Origin of the sequence: Granulicella sp. 5B5 (assembly GCF_014083945.1) — a bacterium.
In the GTDB taxonomy this organism is placed as follows: domain Bacteria; phylum Acidobacteriota; class Terriglobia; order Terriglobales; family Acidobacteriaceae; genus Granulicella.
The window spans coordinates 668,115-686,082 of sequence record NZ_CP046444.1 but is presented as its reverse complement, the minus strand read 5'-3'; the positions used below and the strand labels follow the sequence as shown (position 1 = coordinate 686,082).

Sequence of the window (17,968 nt, the reverse complement as noted above, 5' to 3'; positions counted from 1 at the left end):
ATAGTCGATGGCAAGTGAGAAGAAGTCCTTATCCCAAGTGATCCGCGAGCGCCGAGCGACGCCGAGTTTTGACGGCGAGCCGATCCCGGCGCACGACATACGCAAGATCCTTGAGGCGGGACTGGCCGCGCCGAGCGGGTACAACATCCAGCCGTGGCGGTTTGTGGTGGTGCAGGACCCGGAACAGCGGAAGAAGCTGCGTGCGGCGAGCTACAACCAGGCGAAGGTGGAAGAGGCGTCCGCGGTGATTGTGGCCTGCGGGGACCGCGACGGCTGGCGCAAGGACCTGGATGAAGTGATCCGGATGGGGCGCGAGCGCGGCATGAGCGAGAGCTATGCGGCGCAGGCAGCGCAGAGTGTACCGGGATACTTATCGGGCTTCAGCAACGACCAGATGACGGCGTGGCTGAACAAACACGTGATGATCGCGTTGACGCACATGATGCTGATGGCCGAGGCGCTGGGGTATGACACGGCTCCGATGGAAGGGTTTGAGCAGGACAAGGTCTGCGAGACGCTGCGGCTGCCGATGAGCTACTGGGTAGTGGCGTTGCTGGCGGTGGGGCATCTGAAGGGGCCGGATAAGTTCGATGGTGGACGTTTTGAACTGTCGCACACGGTGTTTGGCGAAGAGTATGGAAAGCCGCTGAAGTAAGCGGGCCGACGATGGCGCGTGATCGAGAGACAATAGAAGCACGGGAGTATCCAGTGCGCCCGATTCCGGGTGTGGGTGCGGTAGTGCTGCGCGAGCATGACGGGCGGAGCGAGGTGCTGCTGGTGCGGCGGGCTCGGGCTCCGCTGGCGGGGACGTGGTCGCTGCCGGGTGGGGCGATTGAGTTGGGTGAGACGGTGGCCGAGGCCTGCGTGCGCGAGGTTTGCGAGGAGACCGGGCTCGAGGTGGCTGTGGTGGAGCCGATTGAGACGTTCGACATTATTCTGCGGGACGCGGGCGGCGCGGTGCAGTACCACTACCTGATCGTCGATATGCTTTGCGCGGCTCAGGGTGGCGAATTACGCGCGGGAGAGGATGCGAGCGAGGCTGTGTGGGCTTCGACCGAAGGCGTGCTGGAGCGAGGCGAGTTTGCGTTGACCGAGCGCGCCTGTACAGTGATTCGTAGAGCAATGCAGAGGAGCGTGGGGCTGGGATGAAGACGGTGCGTCGGTTTTTGTTACTGGTTGTGGTGCTGGCGGTCGCTGGTGGTGCGGTGTTTTATGCACGGCCGGTATGGGTGCAGCTGCAGATGACGCACCTGACGTTCTTCCTGGAACGCATCCAGAGCAACTATGTGGCGACGCCGGAGGGGCGCATCCACTATTACGAGGCGGAGCCGCGCATACCGGGCGGCGGGACTCCGCTGGTGCTGGTGCATGGGCTGGGCGATCGCGGCGAGGCGTGGGCGGCGGTGATGCCGAAGCTGCGCAAGCAAGGGTATCACGTGTATGCGCTGGACCTGTTGGGCTATGGGCGGTCGCCGAAGCCGGCGGATGGCGACTACTCGATCGCGACGCAGGAGAAGCTGGTGTATGACTTCATCCAGGCGCTGGGCCTGCAGCAGCCGGAGGTTGCGGGTTGGTCGATGGGCGGGTGGATCACGCTGAAGCTGGCGCTGGACCATCCGGAGGTGATGGACCGGCTGGTGGTGTTTGATGCCGCGGGTATCGACTATCCGCGGACGTATCCGGACTCGGTGTTTCATCCGACGAATGCGGCGGAGCTGGCGCGGCTGGCGCACTTGCTGGAGCCGGAAGGAAAGCCGCTGCCGGGGTTCGTGGTGAAGGACGCGTTGCGGAAGTTTGCGACGCAGCAATGGGTGATCGACCGGGGGATTGCGGCGATGCTCACGAAGAAGGACATTGTGGACAGTCAGCTGGCGCAGATGAAGGTGCCGCTGCTGATTATCTGGGGCGATCAGGACCTGCTGCTGCCGTTGAAGACTGTGGGCGAGAAGATGCACGAACTCGATCCACGGTCGGAGCTGGATGTGATGCAGGGATGCGGTCACCTGGTGCCGGCGGTATGTCCGAACCAGGCTGTGAGTGCAATGGTGGATTTTCTGAAGGCGCAGCCGGCTCCGCAGGGTGGGCTGCGGACGTGGGGTCCGACGCCGAAGAAGTAGGCGCCGGACCCGACTGGTTATTTTGCAGCGGTGGCGATGGTGTCGAGTTTGGTGATGACCTCGGCGGGCAGATCGAGCGTGGCGGCCTGCAGGTTTTCGCGCAGGTGTGTGCGCTGCGAGGTACCGGGGATGAGGAGCATGTTAGGCGAGCGCTGGAGGAGCCAGGCCTGCGCGATCTGCATTGGCGTGGCGTTGAGTTCGGCGGCGACCTCGTTAAGCTCGGAGGATTGCAGCGGGGTGAAGCCGCCGAGAGGGAAGTAGGGGACGTAGGCGATGCCTTGTTGCGCGAGTGAGTCGATGAAGGCGTCGTCGGCGCGGTTGGCGACGTTGTAGAAGTTCTGGATGCAGACGATGGGGGTCATGGTCTGGGCTTCGGCGAGCTGGTCGGCGTTGACGGTGGAGAGGCCGATGTGGTGGATGAGGCCCTGCTGCTTGAGCTCGACGAGGACGCTGATCTGCTCGGCGATGGAACCGGGCTCCGGCGCGGAGAAGCCGCCCATGCGCAGGTTGACGATGTCGAGCGCTTCGAGACCGAGGTTGCGGAGGTTGTCGTGGACGCTCTGGATGAGGTTTTCGCGGGAACGGTCGAGAAGCCAGGAGCCGTCGTCGCCACGCCGAGCGCCGACCTTGGTGACGATGGTGAGGCCCTTCGGGTAGGGGTGCAGGGCTTCCTTGATGATCTGGTTGGTGATGTGCGGGCCGTAGAAGTCGCTGGTGTCGATGTGGTTGACGCCGGAGTCGATGGCTTCGCGGAGAACGGCGATGCACTCGTTGCGGTCGCGCGGCGGGCCGAAGACGTGCGGGCCGGCGAGCTGCATGGCTCCGTAACCCATGCGGTGTACGGTGAGCGAGGTGCCGGGGAAGGTAAAGGTGCCGGCGAGATTTGGCGTGGAGGACATTGTGAATCTCCTTGATGTTGCGGCATGTCTATTCAATCGACAGGTGTTTAGATGAAGAAAGCTTCAGGTTAGGAGTTCGCATTTGGCGCAGGTGTCGGCAACCCTCTCGGAACCAAGGAAATCGCCGGTGCAGGCGCGTTCGACGGCGAGCGTGGACGCCATTTTGAAGGCGACTGTTCAGGTTTTGGTGCGCGTGGGCAAGGAGAAACTGACGACCACGAAGGTGGCGCAGCGCGCCGGGGTTTCGGTGGGGACGCTGTATCAGTACTTCCCAAACAAAGCGGCGCTGTTGCGGGCGGCGCTAGTGCTGCATGTGGAGGCCATTATCTTTGAGGTGGAGCAGGTGTGTGTTGCGCAGCGCGGACAGCCAGTGGAGCAGATGGCTGAGGCTTTGGCAAAGGCTTTCCTGGCGGTGAAAATGCGCGATCCTAAGACGAGCCGCGCGCTGTATGCGGTGGGGTCGGACCTGGAGGGCGCGAAGATCGTGAGTAAAGGTTTCGCGCGGGTGAACGGTGCGATTGTGGCGATGCTCGAAACCGCACCTGAGCCGCTGGCGCAGGAGTTGGGGTTGATGGCTACGGTGCTGCAGAGCACCATCTCCGGGGTGAAGCGGCAGCTGCTGGAGTCGCAAATTCCGGAAGCGGAGTTTCCGTCGCTACAACGCGAGCTGGTGCGTGCGGTACGAGGTTATGTGCGGGCGTGCGTGGCTCAGGACGCGGTGTTGGCGCCCCAGGCGTAGGCGCCGGGCTGGGGCAGGCCGATGTGCTGCAGGACGCGGTGAACGTAGTTGCGGGCGATGTCGGCGATGGTCTGCGGGTGGTTGTAGAAGGTGGGGATGGCGGGGTAGACGGTTGCGCCGGCCTCGGTGACGGCTGCCATGTTGCGCAGGTGGATGAGATTGAAGGGCGTCTCGCGGACGCAGAGGACGAGGCGGCGGCGTTCCTTGAGGCAGACGTCGGCGGCGCGCTCGATGAGGTTGCCGGCGATGCCGTGGGCGATGCCGGCGAGCGTGCCCATGGAGCAGGGGAGCACGATCATGGCATCGACCGGGCTGGAGCCGGAGGCGATGCAGGCACCGATGTTTTCGTGGCTGAGTTGGACGATTTTGGTGGAAGGCGCGCCGAGTATGTGCTCGACGAGCTGGTTGCGGCCAGGGAGGCCGGTTTCCTCCGCCATGACGCGGAGGGCGCTGGGTGACACGACCAGATGGACATGGGCCACGCGGGCATCCTGCTCAAGGCAGCGGAGCATCTCAATAGCGAACAGCGACCCGCTGGCGCCGGTGACGGCCAGTGTGATCGTGAGAGCCTTCTGCGCCGTTGTTCCCGCCATCTGAGTTGCCATCACAACTCATTATGACTCAGTGCCTTCGCAGGCACATGTCTTCGTGTCTTTTCCACATGCGGTGCAGGCGACTTTTTGCGCAGAGGGCGGTTGAATAGAAGCATGGGCTGCCTTTGATTGAAGCGGCGAAGGTTATGCCCTCGGATGCCTTCGGTTTTGCAGAGCGAAGGCGTTGTTCCACTCCGCATCTCGCTACGGAGCGTGAAACGATGACGAAGCTTAGATATCGCAGACTAGCAGCCAAGATAGCAGGAGCCTTCGCGTTGGCGGTGGCGATGCCGGTGATCGCGCATGCGTCCATGACGCTGCTGGTGGAGCAACCGTATGGGAAGCTCGGGATCTTCGATCCGGGCGGGCACTCAGCTGTGTACCTGGACCGGGTGTGTGCGGAGACGCCGACGAAGCTGCGGCCCTGCGGTGCCGGGGAGTTGGGTGTGGTGCTGAGCCGGTACGACGGCATCGGCGACCATGACTGGCTGGCGGTGCCGCTGGTGCCGTATCTATATGCTGTCGATTCGACAATGGACATTCCGCTGACGATGACGCGGGCGGGCGAGGCGCAGCTGCGCGATGCGTACCGGAAGCGGTACCTGGAGAGCCTTGCACCCGATGCGCCGAATGGGGCACCGCCGCCGGGGAACTGGTATGAGCTGATCGGCTCGTCCTATGACCGGACGATCTACGGGTTTCGGGTGCGGACGACGGCGGACCAGGACGCGATGCTGATCGCGGAGTTCAACGACAGCAGGAACAAGGAGAGCTACAACGGGTTTTATCGCAACTGTGCGGATTTTGTGCGGGTGACGATCAACCGGGTGTACCCCCATGCGATCCGGAGGAACTATATCGCGGACCTGGGGATCAGCTCGCCGAAGCTGGCGGCGCGGGGGCTGGCGCACTATGCGAAGAAGCATCCGGAGACGGGGTTGAGCGTGTTTGTGATCCCGCAGGTGCCGGGGGACTTGCCGCGGTCGCGTAGCAACACTGGAGTGACCGAGGGCGTGGTGCGCCGGTATGGGCTGCCACTGGTGTTGCTCTCTCCAGAGGCGGCGGGCGTGGTGCTGGTGGCTTATGTCGCACGCGGGCGGTTCGAGATGCCGAAGGGCGCACCTGAGCTAGATCTGGACCAGTTGCAGGCGCAGTTGGCGATCAGTCAGCCGTTTCCGATTGCGCTGCCAGCGATGCCGGAGCCGCAGGTGCCAACGGTGGTAGAAGGCGATGTGGCTACGGTACGGACAGTGCCGGCGCTGCAACCAGCCTCCATGCTTCACTAGAGATATCTTTAGGAACTATCTGATGGCAAAGGCGATGAGCGTTGGGCTGGCGATGCTGGTGCGGGCTTCCGCGGCGGAGATGAGGGTGTCTTCGAGGGGGCGCCAGCCCTGGTCCATCTCGGCGGCGGCTACCTCCTCGGGTGGGGCATCGATGAAGCAGAGCTCGCAGACGGTGAGGTGGTCTTCGTCGTCGCGGATAGGTGGGCCGAAGGTGCGGCACTGGACGGGGCGCGCGGCGTAGAGGTCGCAGGTGCCGGTTTCGGGGGCGAGGATGGGGCAGGGCTCGTCGTTGGCGAAGTCTTCGAAGTCGTCTTCGTGGTGGGGCTGGGTGAAGAGCTCTCCGGTGGTGGGGTTGCCGGGGAAGCTGGGAGTTAGGCGGTCGCGGGAGGCTGCAGCTCGGTTGCGGATGCGGTCGGCGATGGCCGGGTCGGCGGCGTCGAGGGCGGTGTTGAGGGCCTCGGCGTCGAGGGCGGAGATAGGGAAGACGCCGATGCAGCACTGATGGCAGCCGGGGCGGCAGGCGAGCCAGTCTCCGGAGCGGGCGGCGGCGGAGGTGAGTGTGGCGTCGAGGATGGGGAAGAGCTCGGACATCGGTTGAAGAGCCTCCATCGTGAGGGCGCCAGTGTGGCTGGGAGGCGGTGACCCTCCCCCCTCGTTTTGGGGCTAAGATCCGCAGCGGATTGGGGTTAGGGGTGGAACCCGGCTTCCTCGGCCCCAAGCAGACGCGGGTGAGTGTTCTGTGGCCCCTAGCTCTATTGTACGGGAATCGAGGGGATGAAAGATTGCGAATAACACATTGAAAGAGAGTGCGTTACAGGGGGCTGGGGTTGACAGGATTCTTGTATCGGAGCTGGAAGGGAAGCTGGGATGAATCCACATTCCCCGGTGGGGCGATTTGGTGAGCAAAAGTGAACAGCCAGGGGGTTTGTGGACGTACGATGATGAGAGAGATATGTTAGCCAGCTAACTTATGCAGGTTGAATGAGTCGGTTCGCCGGGGCAAGGAGCCCCGCTCTATGGCAAGTCTGAAGAACCGCAAAGCTGTATTCGACCCGGAGGCGTTTCTCGCCAGCTCCGGGATTGGCCGGAAGGTCGTGCATCTGAAGCCGAAGGAAACGTTCTTCGCGCAGGGCAGCAAGGCCGACTGCGTGTTTTATCTGCAGAGCGGGCGGGCGAAGCTGACGGTGGTGTCCGCGAACGGCAAAGAGGCGACGATTACGCTGCTGCGCGCCGGGGACTTTGTGGGGGAAGAGGCGATTGCGGGGGTAGCCGGGCTGCGGCTGGCGACGTCAACGGCGATTACAGCCTGCCTGGCACTGAAGATCGAGCGGGCCGAGATGATCCGCGTGCTGCACGAGGAACACGCCTTCTCGGGTCTGTTTCTCCATTTTCTGCTGGCGCGGAGCATGCGGACGCAGGCCGATCTAGTGGACCAACTGTTCAACTCCAGCGAGCGCAGATTGGCACGGATTCTGCTGCTGATGGCGGAGTTCGACAGAGCGGGTGAGCCGCAGATGCTGATCCCTCCGATTACACAGGAGACGCTTGCGGAGATGATCGGGACGACGCGGTCGCGGGTGAGCTTCTTCATGAACCGGTTTCGGAAGCTGGGCTTCATCGAGTACAACGGGCGTATTCGGGTGCACAAGTCGCTACTGAATGTGGTTCTGCACGACAGGTTGCCGCCGGGGAATGCAACGCCGCCTATTACGGTGGATACGCCCGAGAAGAAGAAGCGCAAAGTTCCACGGAAACCAGCGCCAGAGACGTTAGCTGCGGATTAGGCGTAAGATGAGCAATTTTGAGCAGACCAGGCGTTTGTCCAGATGGGAGACTTTAGCTGTTGCATCAGCCGTCCACAGACGGTAGATGCGAGGAGAAGGTCAAGAGATGTCTGTGACAACCACGAAACTTCTGATTGTGGATGATGAGCCTCTGGTGCGAGCGCTGCTGGGGGAGATATTCCGGCAACGAGGCCATGAGGTGCAGACGGCGGTGGATGGGTTCTCTGCGTTGCGGACGATGCGGAGCTGGATGCCGGATGTTCTGGTGTCGGACCTGAACATGCCGGGGATGTCGGGGTTTGAGCTGCTGTCGATCGTGCGGAGACGGCTTGCGGCGATCTATGTGGTGGCGACGAGTGGAGCGTATACGGGCAGCGAGCTGCCTGAGGGGATCGCCGCAGACGTGTTTCATGAAAAGGGCACTGGGGTGAAGACTCTGGTGGAGCAGATTGAGGTGTTGTCACAGGCGCTGCCGGCTGCGCCGCGCGGGTCCAATTCGACGGCACCGATATGGACCTCGCGGAGCAAGGTGACCGCGAGTGGAGAACGCCCTGCGGGTGCGATCTATGCGATGATCAGCTGCCCGGAGTGTCTGCGGGCGCTGCCGCAGGTGCTGAGCGATGAGGTCATGAGAATCCACGAGACCGAATGTATGTACTGCCAGACGCCGGTACACTATGCGGTCGTGCAGGAGCTGGACCCGGAGACCTCGCAGCCGTTTGGGGTTGCGAGGCAAACGATCGAAGCAGGAGTTTAGCCTTCGGCGAGGACGCGGTCGAAGATGGCGTCGATGTTCTGGAGCTGGCGGTTGACTTCGAAGGCCTGGGCGATCTTTTTCTTGCCGAGGAACTCGAGGACGAGGGGGTCGTTTTCGATGAGCTCGCGGAAGTTGAGGTCGTTTTGCCAGGCGTTCATGGCGTGGGTTTGGACGACCTTGTAGGCGTCTTCGCGGGTCATGCCGGCGGCGGCGAGGTCGACGAGGAGCTGGCCGGAGAAGACGAGGCCGTGGGTGGACTCGAGGTTCTTGAGCATCCGGTGCGGGTAGACGAGGAGCTTTTCGATGAGGGTGGCGGTCTTGTCGAGGAGGTAGTCGGCGAGGATGGTGGTGTCGGGGAAGATGACGCGCTCGGCAGAGGAGTGGGAGATGTCGCGCTCGTGCCAGAGGGCGACATTTTCAAGTGCTACTTGAGCATTGCCGCGTATCACGCGGGCAAGGCCGCAGATGTTCTCGCAGGTGATGGGGTTGCGCTTGTGCGGCATGGCGCTGGAGCCCTTCTGGCCGGGGGAGAAGAACTCTTCGGCTTCGCGGACCTCGGTGCGCTGGAGGTGGCGGACCTCCAGGCCGATCTTGTCGAGGGTGGAGGCCATGACGGCGAGGGTGGTGATGTAGGCGGCATGGCGGTCGCGTTGCAGGACCTGGGTGGAGACAAGGGCCGGGGTGAGGCCGAGATCGGCGAGGATGGCGGCTTCGTGCTCGGGCTTGAGCTTGCCGAAGGCACCGACGGCGCCGGAGAGTTTTCCTACGCGAAGATCTTCGGCTGCGGCATTGAAACGCTTGAGGTTGCGGCCCATCTCGGAGTACCAGAGGAGGAGCTTGGCGCCGAAGGTGGTAGGCTCGGCGTGGACGCCGTGGGTGCGGCCGATGGTGGGGGTGTGCTGGAACTCGATCGCACGCTTGCGTAATATGTCGCGAAGCCTCACAATACCCGCACGGATCAATTCAGAGGCTTGTGTGATGGCCAGAGCCTGTGCCGTGTCGACGACATCGGTGGAGGTGAGGCCATAGTGCAGCCACCGCGCTTCGGGCCCGACGGCCTCGGCGACGGCAGTTGTGAAGGCGAGCACATCGTGCCGGGTTTCGGCTTCGATCTGGTGGATGCGCTCGATGGTGAAGGATGCCTTCTGTTGCAGCACCTCAGCGGCCGAGGTGGGGACGACACCGGCGCGAGCCAGGGCAGCGGTAGCGGCGAGCTCAACGCGGAGCCAGTTGTTGAACTTCTGCTGGTCAGACCAGATGGCGGCCATGGCGGGCCGAGTATAGCGGGCGATCATTTGAAACTCCAGGGTTGATGGAAGGGTATGACGATAAAAACGGGTGCGATTGTGATATTGGTCACATCCGGTGAAGTGGGGCCAACAGTAGTGTAGCTATTCCTTGAGTGCGCAAGGGTGCATCCAAGGATATGCCCGCCAGAATCGCGGCGCGATATAATGCAAAGGAAGTGAAGATGATGACGACTGTAAGCAGTTTGTCTGCGAACGATCAACGGTTGAAGAGCCTGGCTGAGTTTCGCTACGAGATGCGGCGGTTTATGAGCTTCAGCGAAGCAGCGGCGGAGCGCTATGGCATCGCCACCCAACAGTATCAGCTGATGCAGGTGATCGCGGCGATGCCGGAGGGCCAGGACGCCTCGATCAGCTACCTGGCGGAACGGATGGTGCTGAAGCACAACAGCATGGTCGAGCTGGTAGACCGTGCGGAGCGGTCCGGGCTGGTGAAGCGCGAGCACGATGAGCGCGACCTGCGGCGGTCACTGGTACGGCTGACGCCGGAGGGCGAAAGCGTGCTGACGAAGCTGGTGGAAGAGCATGTGGCGGAGTTGGCACCCAAGTGCGATCCGCTGATTGAGGCACTGAAGAACCTGCAGCAGTTGGCGCTTACGACTGCAGGCAGCAACGGATAAGCAAGCGGCCCGCAAGACGCGGCCAGCACGGAAGACGGAAAGAGGCAGATGGAAGCGGGGAGTAAACTACGGGACTATTCGGCAGATAGCCGAATCCTTTATACGAGTGCCCTGGCAGCAGGGCTGGGTGCAGTAAGCGCAGTGGCAGCATGGGCCCTACTGGAGCTGATCGCACTCTTTACGAACCTTTTTTACTTCCAGAAGTGGAGCTTCGTTGACCGCGATCCGTGGCAGGCGTTTCCTGCGTCGGAGCGCTGGTGGCAGACGGCGACGCAGCACTGGTGGCTGGCGCTGATGCCGGTGGCCGGCGGGCTGATCGTTGGCGTGATTGCGCGCTATCTGTCGCCGCGCGTGCGCGGGCATGGTATGCCTGAGGCCGTGGAGACGATCGTCTTCGGCAAGGGCCGCGTGCAGCCGCGCGTGGCGGTGCTGAAGCCGCTGGCGACGGCGGTGTCGATCGGCTCCGGTGGCCCGTTCGGGGCTGAAGGCCCGGTGATCATTACCGGCGGTGCAATTGGGAGCGTGGTGGGGCAGTTGCTGCCTCTTACGGACTCCGAACGCACGGTGCTGATGGTGGCGGGTGCGTCCGCAGGCATGGCGGCGACGTTCAACTGCCCGATGAGCGCGACGCTGCTGGCGGTGGAGATCCTGCTGTTCGAGTGGCGTCCACGGTCGCTGGTGCCGGTGGCGATTGCGTGCGTGACAGCGGGCGCGGTGCGGCGTTTGCTGCTGGGGCCGGGCTCGATCTTCCACATGGCGGAGACGGGCGCGCCGATCTACCACTCGGCGATGCTGGGCGCGCTGGTGCTGGGGCTGGTGGCGGCGTTTGTGGCCGCGGGCCTGAGCAAGGCGATCCACTGGATTGAAGAGAAGTTCGAGCACCTGCCATTCCATTGGATGTGGTACCCGGCGATTGGCGGGCTGGGCGTGGGGATCGGCGGGCTGATCTTCCCGAAGTCGCTGGGCGTGGGCTACAGCGTGATCCAGCAGCTGATTGACGGCAATGCGATGTGGCAGCTGCTGGTGGGGATCCTGATTGTGAAGTCGGCGATCTGGGTGTTCTCGCTGGGGTCGAATACGGCGGGCGGTATCCTGGCGCCGTTGTTGATGATTGGTGGAGCGCTGGGTGCGGCGCTGGGGCACTTTATGCCCTATGGGATGCCGACGGGCGCTTGGGCGCTGATCGGGATGACGAGCGTGCTGTCGGCTGCGATTGGGGCTCCGCTGACGAGTGCGATGCTGGCGCTGGAGATGACGCACAACGGCGGATTGATGCTGCCGGTGCTGCTGAGCTGCGTGGGCGCGTATGCGGTGAGTGTGCTGGTTCAACCGCGGTCGATGCTGACGGAGAACCTGAGCAGGCGCGGGTTCCACCTGAGCCGCGAGTACGGTGTGGACCCGCTGGAGACGATGCTGGTGGCGCAGGCGATGCACACGAGCGTGTTCGCGCTGCCGGTGACGGCGACGCGCAAGGACGCGCTGCACTGGCTGGAGGCGATGGAAGAGCGCGGCGCGGCGGGCTGGTCGCACTGGCAGCGGGTGTTTCCTCTGGTGGATGGCGAGGGCAAGCTGCGCGGGATGCTGACCCGAGGAAAGATGATCCAGGTGGCGGGTGCGGCGCGCGAGGATGGGAAGCTGCTGACGTTGCCGCTGATCGAGGACGCGGCGCTGGAGCCGAAGACGGTGTCGCCGGTGGACACGCTGCGGAGCTGCGCGGAGGCGATGGCGGAGAGCAAGCTGACGGCGTATCCGGTGGTGTCCGGCGAAGGGAAGCTGGTGGGCGTGATGACGATCGAGGATGTGCTGAAGGGTCGGAGCGAGGCGGCACACAAGGATATCGACCGCGAACGGGTGATCCGGCTGCGGTGGCCGTTTACGAAACAGCATGAGCCTGCGGTGGATGTGCCGGCGTCTCCGGATGAGACGGGGGCGGAGGCGTAAGAGCAGGCCAAGTTACGAGCAGCCGGGGCTGAAGCCCCGGCTTTCTTTCTTGTGGCACCTGTGAGACCCGGCCCTGAAGGGCCGGGCTACCTGATCTGTGACGGAGCTATGAGAACCTTACTGGGTGACGCCGAGGAGTTCGGACATCTCGTCGTAGAGGAAGCCCTGGCCGGGCTTGTAGGGCTGGACCCATTTGCCGTTGAGGACGAACTGGGGGATGGCGCGCTTGCCGGTGTGGGCGATGACCTCCTGCGCGGCGCCGGGGGTGGTCTCGATGTTGACCTCGGTGAAGGGGATGGAGTGGGTGGTGAGGAAGCGCTTGGCCTCGCGGCAGTCGCGGCACCAATCGGCGGTGTAGAGCTTCAGGTCCATCGTTCTATTGTCGTCGAAGTGTGGGGGCTAAGGGAAGTCGGACCGTGCCTGGGGGGTGAAGTAGCGGCGGCGGAACCAGAAGGCGAGGTTGACCAGCGCGATGAGCGCGGGGACCTCGATGAGCGGGCCGACGACGCCGACGAAGGCCTCGCCTGAGTTGAGACCGAAGACCGCGACTGCGACGGCGATGGCGAGCTCGAAGTTGTTGCCCGCAGCGGTGAAGGAGAGTGTCGCGGATTGGGCGTAGTCCGCGCCCAGGCGCTTGCCCATCCAGAAGCTGACCGTGAACATGATGACGAAGTAGATGACCAGCGGGACGGCGATGAGGAGCACGTCGAGCGGGAGACGCACGATGAGGTCGCCTTTGAGCGAGAACATCACGAGGATGGTGAAGAGGAGCGCGATGAGCGTGAGCGGGCTGATACGCGGGATGAAGCGGGTGCGATACCACTCTTCTCCTTTGAGGCGGAGGAGCGTGAAGCGCGTGAGGATGCCAGCGGCGAAGGGGATGCCGAGGTAGATGCCGACGGACTTCGCGATGGGGGCGATGCCGATGTGGACTTCGCTGGCTTGCAGGCCGAGCCAGCCTGGAACGACGGTGAGGAATAGCCATGCGTAGAGGCTGTAGAAGAGGACCTGGAAGAGGCTGTTGATAGCGACGAGGCCGGCGACGTAGTCGGTGTCGCCTTCGGCGAGCTCGTTCCAGACGAGGACCATGGCGATGCAGCGGGCGATACCGATGAGGATGAGTCCGCGCATGTAGGCGGGGTGGTGGCGCAGGAAGAGCACGGCGAGCGCGAACATGAGGGCCGGGCCGATGATCCAGTTCTGCACAAGCGAAAGGGTGAGGACGCGCTTGTTGCGGAAGACCTCGGCGAGTTTTTCGTAGCGAACTTTTGCCAGTGGCGGATACATCATGATGATGAGGCCGATGGCGATGGGAATGTTCGTGGTGCCGCGCTGGAAGCTGTTGACGAGGCCCGCGATGGCTGGGATGAAGTGACCGAGGGCGACGCCGATGGCCATCGCGAGAAAGATCCAGAGGGTGAGGAAGCGGTCGATGAAGGAGAGCTTTTTACGCTGCAAGGGAGCGCAGAGCTGGCCCTGCGTGAGGGATTGAGCCGGCATGGTTAGGACTGTCCGATCTTGTTGAGTTCGTGCTTGAGGGCGATCTGGTCGAGCGAGGCGTGGGGTAGCGCGAGGAAGAGGGCGATGCGGCGATCAAGCAGCATGAAGGCTTCGCGATAGGCGGCGGCGATCTGGTCAGGGGTTCCGGTGGCGGCGGCAGGGTCGGCGATGCCCCAGTGCGCGGTCATGGGTTGGCCGGGCCAGAAGGGGCAGGGCTCGTTGGCGGCGTTGTCGCAGACGGTGAAGACGAAGTCCATTTTGGGTGCGTTGGGGGTGGCAAACTCGTCCCAGGATTTGCTGCGGAGGCCGTTGGTGGGGATACCAGCGGAGGTGAGTTGCGCGAGGGCTTCGGGCCGCACGGTGCCGGAGGGATGACTGCCCGCGCTGTAGGCGATGAAGTTGGGTGCGCCCTTGAAGTTGAGGATGGCTTCGGCGAGGATGGAGCGCGCCGAGTTGCCGGTGCAGAGGAAGAGCACGTTGTAGGGCATAACGGTCGCTTTCTGGAGATGGCAGGCGGGGAGAGATTTGCATCCCGCTCATGCCGCGATAGAGCTGCGTTATGAATGGGGCACCCAGCGGCGCAGGTAGTTAGCTGCAGGGTCGCAGCAGACCTGCATGCTAGCGGAGGCGACGCTGCGGGCGACAGAGCCGTATTTTTCCTGAACGATGGACTGGTTCGACATGAGGTGAGGCCTTCAGATATATCTGCTTTAGCGAATGTATGTTCTGGAGACATATCTGTCAAGGCGTATATTAGGGAGATGGCGAAGAGGGTGAAGGAATTCGACATGGTGCAGCTATATGCGGCGCTGGCTGACGCGACCCGGCTGCGGCTGCTGAACCTGATGCAGGGGCGGGAGGTGTGCGTCTGCTACTTTGTGGAGATTCTGGGGCAGAGCCAGCCGAAGATTTCGCGGCATCTGGCGTATTTGCGGCGTGCCGGGATTGTGTCGGCGCGGCGCGAGGGGAAGTGGATGCACTACAAGATGGAGTGGCCGGCGGATGCGCGCGCCGCGGCAGTGCTGGCGGCGGCGCTGGCGGGCTTCAGAGGCGACCGCGCGATGCAAGCGGACGTGAAGCGGCTGGGCGAGGCGTGCTGCGCGCCGGAGAAGTTTGTGACGCTGGCGGGGGCTCCGGTGCCGACGGTGGCGTGAAGGTTCTGAGACAATCGCAGCATCGTGATGAGTGAACGAAAGAGCTTTGTGCGGCTGTGGGCCCCGTGTGTGAGTATGCTGCTGTTGTCGCTGCTGAGTTATGCAGACCGCAGTGTGCTGGCGATTTTGAGCCCGACGATCCTTGCGAACCTGCATATGACGGCGACGCAGTATGGGTATGCGGTGGCGGCGTTCAGCTACTGCTATATGATTGCGAACCCGGTGTGGGGGTACTGGATCGACCGCAAGGGCGTGTGGGTGACGATCTTTGTGGCCGTGGCGGTGTGGTCGGTGGCATCTGGGCTACATGCGTTCATGATGGGGCTGGTGGGAATGTGCCTGGCGCGCGGGGTGCTGGGTTTCGGCGAGGGAGCGACGTTTCCGGCGGGGCTGGCTACGGTGGCCGAGACGATGCCTGAAGAGAAGCGGTCGTTTGGGCTGGGGCTGGCGTATAGCGGCGGGTCGCTGGGCGCGGCGTTGGCACCGCTGCTGATTACTCCGATTGCACTGCACTATGGTTGGCGGGCGACGTTTGTGCTGACGGCCGCGATGGGTGGCGTGTGGCTGGTGCTGTGGGTGGCGCTGCGGGTCTCGGGGTTTTATAAGGCGAGGACGCAGGAGCGGGTGGTGCTGGCTGCTGCACAGAGGCCGAAGGGGACGTGGAACCGGAACCTGTTTGCTACGGCGGCGGTATATGGGCTGGGCGCGGCCCCGCTGGCGTTTGGGCTGTATGCGGCGCCGCTGTACCTGTCACGGGTGCTGCATGTGGGGCAGGCGTCGCTGGGGCACCTGCTGTGGGTGCCTCCGGCCGGGTGGGAGACGGGGTATCTGTTCTGGGGATGGATCAGCGACCGACGGCAGATGCGCGGAGCGGGGCAGCCGACGAGGTTGTTTGCGGCGTTCGCGGTGGCGGGGTTTCTGATTGTGCTGGAGCCGCTGGCGGTGGCGAGCGGGCATCCGGTGCTGTTCACGATGCTGCTGTTCTATGCGGAGATGTTTATCGCGGGCGGGTTCGTGGTGCTGACGCTGGCGGACGGGATGAACGCGCAGCGCAAGGAGCACTCGGGGTTTTTGGCGGGGTTTGCGATCTCGTGCTGGGCGGGGGTGACGGGGCTGCTGACGCCGGTGCTGGGACGGCTATTCGACCAGAAGGCCTATGACGCGGGGCTTTGGATTGTGGCGTGGCTGCCGGTGGTGGGCGTGGTGCTGTGGCGGGTGCTGCGGAGCGGGGAGGATGTCGTGAGGGAAGTTTAGCGGTGGCGCGGGAGTGGGCAGCTACTCCATGAACGCGTGGCCATGGCCTTGAAGGGACGGGCGATCTGGAGTCCGAGCCAGTCGAAGAGGAAGAAGCTCGGGGCCAGGATTAGAACTAGAACGGACGAAGACTTCAACCGGCGCCTCTCCTAGATGCGTCTTGCGCGCCTGACAGTTTGTACTCAAAGGCGTGCCCGTGCGCTCAGGTTATCGAGAGTGCAGACTTTGGGCAAGGGAATCTGCATGGCGCCTTTTGGTATGGAAAGATATTGCGCCAGTGGTTGAAGTTTGGGCAGTAACTGACGGTTACTGCTCGTGATAGTTGCGGATAAGTCCGCCGTCGATGAAGTAAGTGCTGCCCGTGACGTAGGCCCCGTCCTCGGAGGCGAGGAAGGCGGCGACGCCAGCTACCTCCTCGGGTTTGCCGAGGCGGCCGAGTGGGATGTTGGCGAGCAGGGCGTCGAGTTTGGGCTTGTTTTCGAGCAGCGAGGTGTTGATGGGAGTGTTGATGGCTCCCGGGGCGATGTTGTTGACCGTGATGCCGAGGGGGCCGAGCTCGACGGCGAGGTCGCGCATAAGCATGCGGATGCCGCCCTTGCTGGCGCAGTAGGTGGAGAAGTGCGGGAAGACCATGTCCTCGTGCACGGAGGAGATGTTGATGATGCGGCCGGGCTTTTTAGCGGCGACGAGTTTGCGAACGAAGGCCTGCGTGAGGAAGAAGGCGCCCTTGAGGTTGACGTCGAGGACGGTGTCGTAGTCGGCCTCGGTGACGTCGATGAAGTCGGCGGCCTTTTCGACGCCGGCGTTGTTGACAAGGATGTCGCAGGAGCCGAGCTGCTGCCACGCCTGCTCGATGAGGTTCTGGCCGTCGGCGATGACGGAGACGTCGGCCTGGACGAGGATGGACTTGCCACCGGCTGCGGCGATCTTCTGCTGCGTGCCCTGGGCCTGCTCGACGTGGTTGCGGTAGTCGATGACGAGGTTGGCGCCCTCAGCGGCGAGGCGCTCTGCGATGGCCTGGCCGATGCCAGAGCCGGAACCGGTGACGACGGCAACTTTTCCTTCGAGACGACCTGGCATTTACTTGCTCGCTTTCTTCGTTGGTTTTTTCTTGGCTGACTTCTTTGCCGGTGACTTGCCTTCGTCGGCGCGGATAATGTCTTTGGCGTGCTCCAGAGTTTGTTTGCGTTCGGCGGAGAGGTTTTTGCCGCCGCGGTTCTCGTAGAAGCTCAGCATCTGCATGGCCTGGCCGGGACCTTTGGGTGAGACGCTTTTCTTTTCAAGATCTTTGGCGATAGTCTTCGCGCTCTTCTTGAAGAGGCCTGGTCCCGGTTTGGTGGAGTCTGTGGTGACTTTGGAGGACCAGCGTTTGGATGGTGGCGTGGTGGAGCGCTTGCCGGACTTGGTGGGATAGGTCTTCTTCGCAGCGGCTTTGGTGGTGGTCTTTTGGGTTGCCATGATGCCTCCCGTCAGCTGAGTACGATGCAGGGGCTACGGGATTGTTTGTGTGGCGGCGGTGCGGCGGGCGCGAAAGAAGCTGGTGAGGAGTGTGCTGCACTCGTCGGCGAGGACGGCGGCGGTGACCTCGACGCGATGGTTGAGCGCGGGATGATTCATCACCGAAAGAACCGAGCCGCAGGCCCCGGCCTTGGGGTCTGCAGCGGCGTAGACGAGCCGGGCGATGCGCGCGTGGAGAATGGCTCCGGCGCACATGGCGCAGGGTTCGAGTGTGACGTAGAGAGTGCAGCCTTCTCCGGTGGGGGTGAGCAGGCGGTAGTTGGCAAGCGCGAGGCCGGCGGCGCGGAGGGCTACGATCTCGGCGTGGGCCGTGGGGTCGTTGTCGCGGAGGACACGGTTGTTGCCGGTGGCGAGGACCTCTCCAGTGGGAGCGACGATGACGGCGCCAACGGGGACCTCGCCGGCGGCCTCGGCCGCGCGGGCCTCGGCGAGCGCGAGGCGCATGTAGTGCTCGTCGGTTGCCGGGGCATCCATACAGCCAGTGTAGCCGGTGGTGTTG

Annotated in this window: 21 protein-coding genes; 11 read left to right on the top strand and 10 right to left on the bottom strand. The window is 63.4% G+C overall.

Translation table 11 applies throughout. The features are described 5' to 3' along the window. The first annotated feature begins 7 nt into the window (after positions 1 to 7). Genes GOB94_RS03025 through GOB94_RS03015 form a run of 3 tightly spaced genes read left to right on the top strand, consistent with a single transcriptional unit; the run spans position 8 to position 2,117 of the window. Positions 8 to 655, top strand: a complete 648-nt coding sequence (locus GOB94_RS03025; protein ID WP_182277445.1) for a nitroreductase family protein — start codon at positions 8 to 10, stop codon at positions 653 to 655. Between the two features lie 53 nt (positions 656 to 708). Next, positions 709 to 1,149, top strand: a complete 441-nt coding sequence (locus tag GOB94_RS03020; RefSeq protein ID WP_255484189.1) for an NUDIX hydrolase — start codon at positions 709 to 711, stop codon at positions 1,147 to 1,149. Continuing rightward, positions 1,146 to 2,117: an alpha/beta hydrolase gene (locus GOB94_RS03015; protein WP_182277443.1), complete on the top strand. Its 972-nt coding sequence runs from the start codon at positions 1,146 to 1,148 to the stop codon at positions 2,115 to 2,117. Before GOB94_RS03020 ends, GOB94_RS03015 begins: the two co-directional genes overlap by 4 nt. 17 nt (positions 2,118 to 2,134) lie before the next feature. On the opposite strand, the gene GOB94_RS03010 is transcribed toward GOB94_RS03015, so the two are convergent. Next, positions 2,135 to 3,016 carry an aldo/keto reductase family oxidoreductase gene (locus GOB94_RS03010; RefSeq protein WP_182277442.1) on the bottom strand — a complete coding sequence of 294 codons (882 nt, stop codon included), beginning with the start codon at positions 3,014 to 3,016 and terminating at the stop codon, positions 2,135 to 2,137. Positions 3,017 to 3,143: 127 nt separating this feature from the next. Between GOB94_RS03010 and GOB94_RS03005 the strand changes: the two genes are divergently transcribed. Continuing rightward, a complete protein-coding gene (locus GOB94_RS03005; protein WP_255484188.1) occupies positions 3,144 to 3,755 on the top strand; it encodes a TetR/AcrR family transcriptional regulator in 612 nt (203 codons plus the stop codon). On the opposite strand, the gene GOB94_RS03000 is transcribed toward GOB94_RS03005, so the two are convergent. After that, a complete protein-coding gene (locus GOB94_RS03000; RefSeq protein ID WP_255484187.1) occupies positions 3,725 to 4,360 on the bottom strand; it encodes a UbiX family flavin prenyltransferase in 636 nt (211 codons plus the stop codon). The two genes, GOB94_RS03005 and GOB94_RS03000, sit on opposite strands and share 31 nt — an antisense overlap. A 209-nt stretch (positions 4,361 to 4,569) precedes the next feature. Here GOB94_RS03000 and GOB94_RS02995 point away from each other — a divergent pair, with 209 nt between their 5' ends. Beyond that, positions 4,570 to 5,634, top strand: coding sequence for a hypothetical protein (locus GOB94_RS02995; protein ID WP_182277440.1), 1,065 nt, complete (start codon positions 4,570 to 4,572; stop codon positions 5,632 to 5,634). A gap of 15 nt (positions 5,635 to 5,649) precedes the next feature. Here the strand turns inward: GOB94_RS02995 and GOB94_RS02990 are convergent, their stop codons facing one another. Next, a complete protein-coding gene (locus tag GOB94_RS02990) occupies positions 5,650 to 6,225 on the bottom strand; it encodes a YkgJ family cysteine cluster protein (protein ID WP_182277439.1) in 576 nt (191 codons plus the stop codon). Between the two features lie 425 nt (positions 6,226 to 6,650). Between GOB94_RS02990 and GOB94_RS02985 the strand changes: the two genes are divergently transcribed. Further along, positions 6,651 to 7,418, top strand: a complete 768-nt coding sequence (locus tag GOB94_RS02985; RefSeq protein ID WP_182277438.1) for a Crp/Fnr family transcriptional regulator — start codon at positions 6,651 to 6,653, stop codon at positions 7,416 to 7,418. Between the two features lie 106 nt (positions 7,419 to 7,524). Continuing rightward, complete coding sequence (locus tag GOB94_RS02980; RefSeq protein ID WP_182277437.1) at positions 7,525 to 8,175, top strand: response regulator; 651 nt, start codon at positions 7,525 to 7,527, stop codon at positions 8,173 to 8,175. On the opposite strand, the gene purB is transcribed toward GOB94_RS02980, so the two are convergent. After that, positions 8,172 to 9,470 (bottom strand): adenylosuccinate lyase, encoded by a 1,299-nt coding sequence (gene purB, locus GOB94_RS02975; RefSeq protein WP_182277436.1) that lies wholly within the window; start codon positions 9,468 to 9,470, stop codon positions 8,172 to 8,174. The two genes, GOB94_RS02980 and purB, sit on opposite strands and share 4 nt — an antisense overlap. Positions 9,471 to 9,646: 176 nt before the next feature. On the opposite strand from purB, the gene GOB94_RS02970 reads away from it, so the two are divergent. Then, positions 9,647 to 10,102 carry a MarR family transcriptional regulator gene (locus GOB94_RS02970; protein WP_255484186.1) on the top strand — a complete coding sequence of 152 codons (456 nt, stop codon included), beginning with the start codon at positions 9,647 to 9,649 and terminating at the stop codon, positions 10,100 to 10,102. Positions 10,103 to 10,243: 141 nt separating this feature from the next. Beyond that, positions 10,244 to 12,043 (top strand): chloride channel protein, encoded by a 1,800-nt coding sequence (locus GOB94_RS02965; RefSeq protein ID WP_255484185.1) that lies wholly within the window; start codon positions 10,244 to 10,246, stop codon positions 12,041 to 12,043. 117 nt (positions 12,044 to 12,160) lie between these two features. Here the strand turns inward: GOB94_RS02965 and GOB94_RS02960 are convergent, their stop codons facing one another. From GOB94_RS02960 to GOB94_RS02950, 3 genes are read right to left on the bottom strand one after another with little or no spacing between them, the layout of a single operon-like run. Next, a complete protein-coding gene (locus GOB94_RS02960; RefSeq protein WP_182277434.1) occupies positions 12,161 to 12,415 on the bottom strand; it encodes a glutaredoxin family protein in 255 nt (84 codons plus the stop codon). Positions 12,416 to 12,442: 27 nt separating this feature from the next. Further along, positions 12,443 to 13,501 (bottom strand): ACR3 family arsenite efflux transporter, encoded by a 1,059-nt coding sequence (gene arsB / locus GOB94_RS02955; RefSeq protein ID WP_346265653.1) that lies wholly within the window; start codon positions 13,499 to 13,501, stop codon positions 12,443 to 12,445. A gap of 44 nt (positions 13,502 to 13,545) precedes the next feature. Beyond that, the gene (locus GOB94_RS02950; RefSeq protein WP_182277432.1) at positions 13,546 to 14,031 is read right to left on the bottom strand and encodes an arsenate reductase ArsC; all 486 of its coding nucleotides are present in this window, start codon (positions 14,029 to 14,031) and stop codon (positions 13,546 to 13,548) included. Between the two features lie 273 nt (positions 14,032 to 14,304). On the opposite strand from GOB94_RS02950, the gene GOB94_RS02945 reads away from it, so the two are divergent. Both GOB94_RS02945 and GOB94_RS02940 read left to right on the top strand, forming a co-directional pair. Continuing rightward, positions 14,305 to 14,697: a metalloregulator ArsR/SmtB family transcription factor gene (locus GOB94_RS02945; RefSeq protein WP_182277431.1), complete on the top strand. Its 393-nt coding sequence runs from the start codon at positions 14,305 to 14,307 to the stop codon at positions 14,695 to 14,697. Between the two features lie 27 nt (positions 14,698 to 14,724). Then, a complete protein-coding gene (locus tag GOB94_RS02940; protein ID WP_182277430.1) occupies positions 14,725 to 15,951 on the top strand; it encodes an MFS transporter in 1,227 nt (408 codons plus the stop codon). Positions 15,952 to 16,257: 306 nt separating this feature from the next. On the opposite strand, the gene GOB94_RS02935 is transcribed toward GOB94_RS02940, so the two are convergent. The 3 genes from GOB94_RS02935 to tadA are packed head-to-tail and all read right to left on the bottom strand — an operon-like array spanning position 16,258 to position 17,943. Next, a complete protein-coding gene (locus GOB94_RS02935) occupies positions 16,258 to 17,031 on the bottom strand; it encodes a glucose 1-dehydrogenase (protein WP_182277429.1) in 774 nt (257 codons plus the stop codon). Next, positions 17,032 to 17,409 (bottom strand): DUF3175 domain-containing protein, encoded by a 378-nt coding sequence (locus tag GOB94_RS02930; protein ID WP_182277428.1) that lies wholly within the window; start codon positions 17,407 to 17,409, stop codon positions 17,032 to 17,034. Positions 17,410 to 17,442: 33 nt separating this feature from the next. Beyond that, complete coding sequence (gene tadA / locus GOB94_RS02925; RefSeq protein ID WP_255484184.1) at positions 17,443 to 17,943, bottom strand: tRNA adenosine(34) deaminase TadA; 501 nt, start codon at positions 17,941 to 17,943, stop codon at positions 17,443 to 17,445. Between the last annotated feature and the right edge of the window lie 25 nt (positions 17,944 to 17,968).

Coding starts and splice junctions, on each gene's coding strand:
- GOB94_RS03025 (WP_182277445.1), top strand. CDS start 8: ATGGCAAGTGAGAAGAAGTCCTTATCCCAAGTGATCCGCGAGCGCCGA.
- GOB94_RS03015 (WP_182277443.1), top strand. CDS start 1,146: ATGAAGACGGTGCGTCGGTTTTTGTTACTGGTTGTGGTGCTGGCGGTC.
- GOB94_RS03010 (WP_182277442.1), bottom strand. CDS start 3,016: ATGTCCTCCACGCCAAATCTCGCCGGCACCTTTACCTTCCCCGGCACC.
- GOB94_RS03000 (WP_255484187.1), bottom strand. CDS start 4,360: ATGGCAACTCAGATGGCGGGAACAACGGCGCAGAAGGCTCTCACGATC.
- GOB94_RS02995 (WP_182277440.1), top strand. CDS start 4,570: ATGACGAAGCTTAGATATCGCAGACTAGCAGCCAAGATAGCAGGAGCC.
- GOB94_RS02990 (WP_182277439.1), bottom strand. CDS start 6,225: ATGTCCGAGCTCTTCCCCATCCTCGACGCCACACTCACCTCCGCCGCC.
- GOB94_RS02985 (WP_182277438.1), top strand. CDS start 6,651: ATGGCAAGTCTGAAGAACCGCAAAGCTGTATTCGACCCGGAGGCGTTT.
- GOB94_RS02980 (WP_182277437.1), top strand. CDS start 7,525: ATGTCTGTGACAACCACGAAACTTCTGATTGTGGATGATGAGCCTCTG.
- purB (WP_182277436.1), bottom strand. CDS start 9,470: ATGATCGCCCGCTATACTCGGCCCGCCATGGCCGCCATCTGGTCTGAC.
- GOB94_RS02970 (WP_255484186.1), top strand. CDS start 9,647: ATGATGACGACTGTAAGCAGTTTGTCTGCGAACGATCAACGGTTGAAG.
- GOB94_RS02960 (WP_182277434.1), bottom strand. CDS start 12,415: ATGGACCTGAAGCTCTACACCGCCGATTGGTGCCGCGACTGCCGCGAG.
- GOB94_RS02950 (WP_182277432.1), bottom strand. CDS start 14,031: ATGCCCTACAACGTGCTCTTCCTCTGCACCGGCAACTCGGCGCGCTCC.
- GOB94_RS02945 (WP_182277431.1), top strand. CDS start 14,305: ATGGCGAAGAGGGTGAAGGAATTCGACATGGTGCAGCTATATGCGGCG.
- GOB94_RS02940 (WP_182277430.1), top strand. CDS start 14,725: ATGAGTGAACGAAAGAGCTTTGTGCGGCTGTGGGCCCCGTGTGTGAGT.
- GOB94_RS02935 (WP_182277429.1), bottom strand. CDS start 17,031: ATGCCAGGTCGTCTCGAAGGAAAAGTTGCCGTCGTCACCGGTTCCGGC.
- GOB94_RS02930 (WP_182277428.1), bottom strand. CDS start 17,409: ATGGCAACCCAAAAGACCACCACCAAAGCCGCTGCGAAGAAGACCTAT.
- tadA (WP_255484184.1), bottom strand. CDS start 17,943: ATGGATGCCCCGGCAACCGACGAGCACTACATGCGCCTCGCGCTCGCC.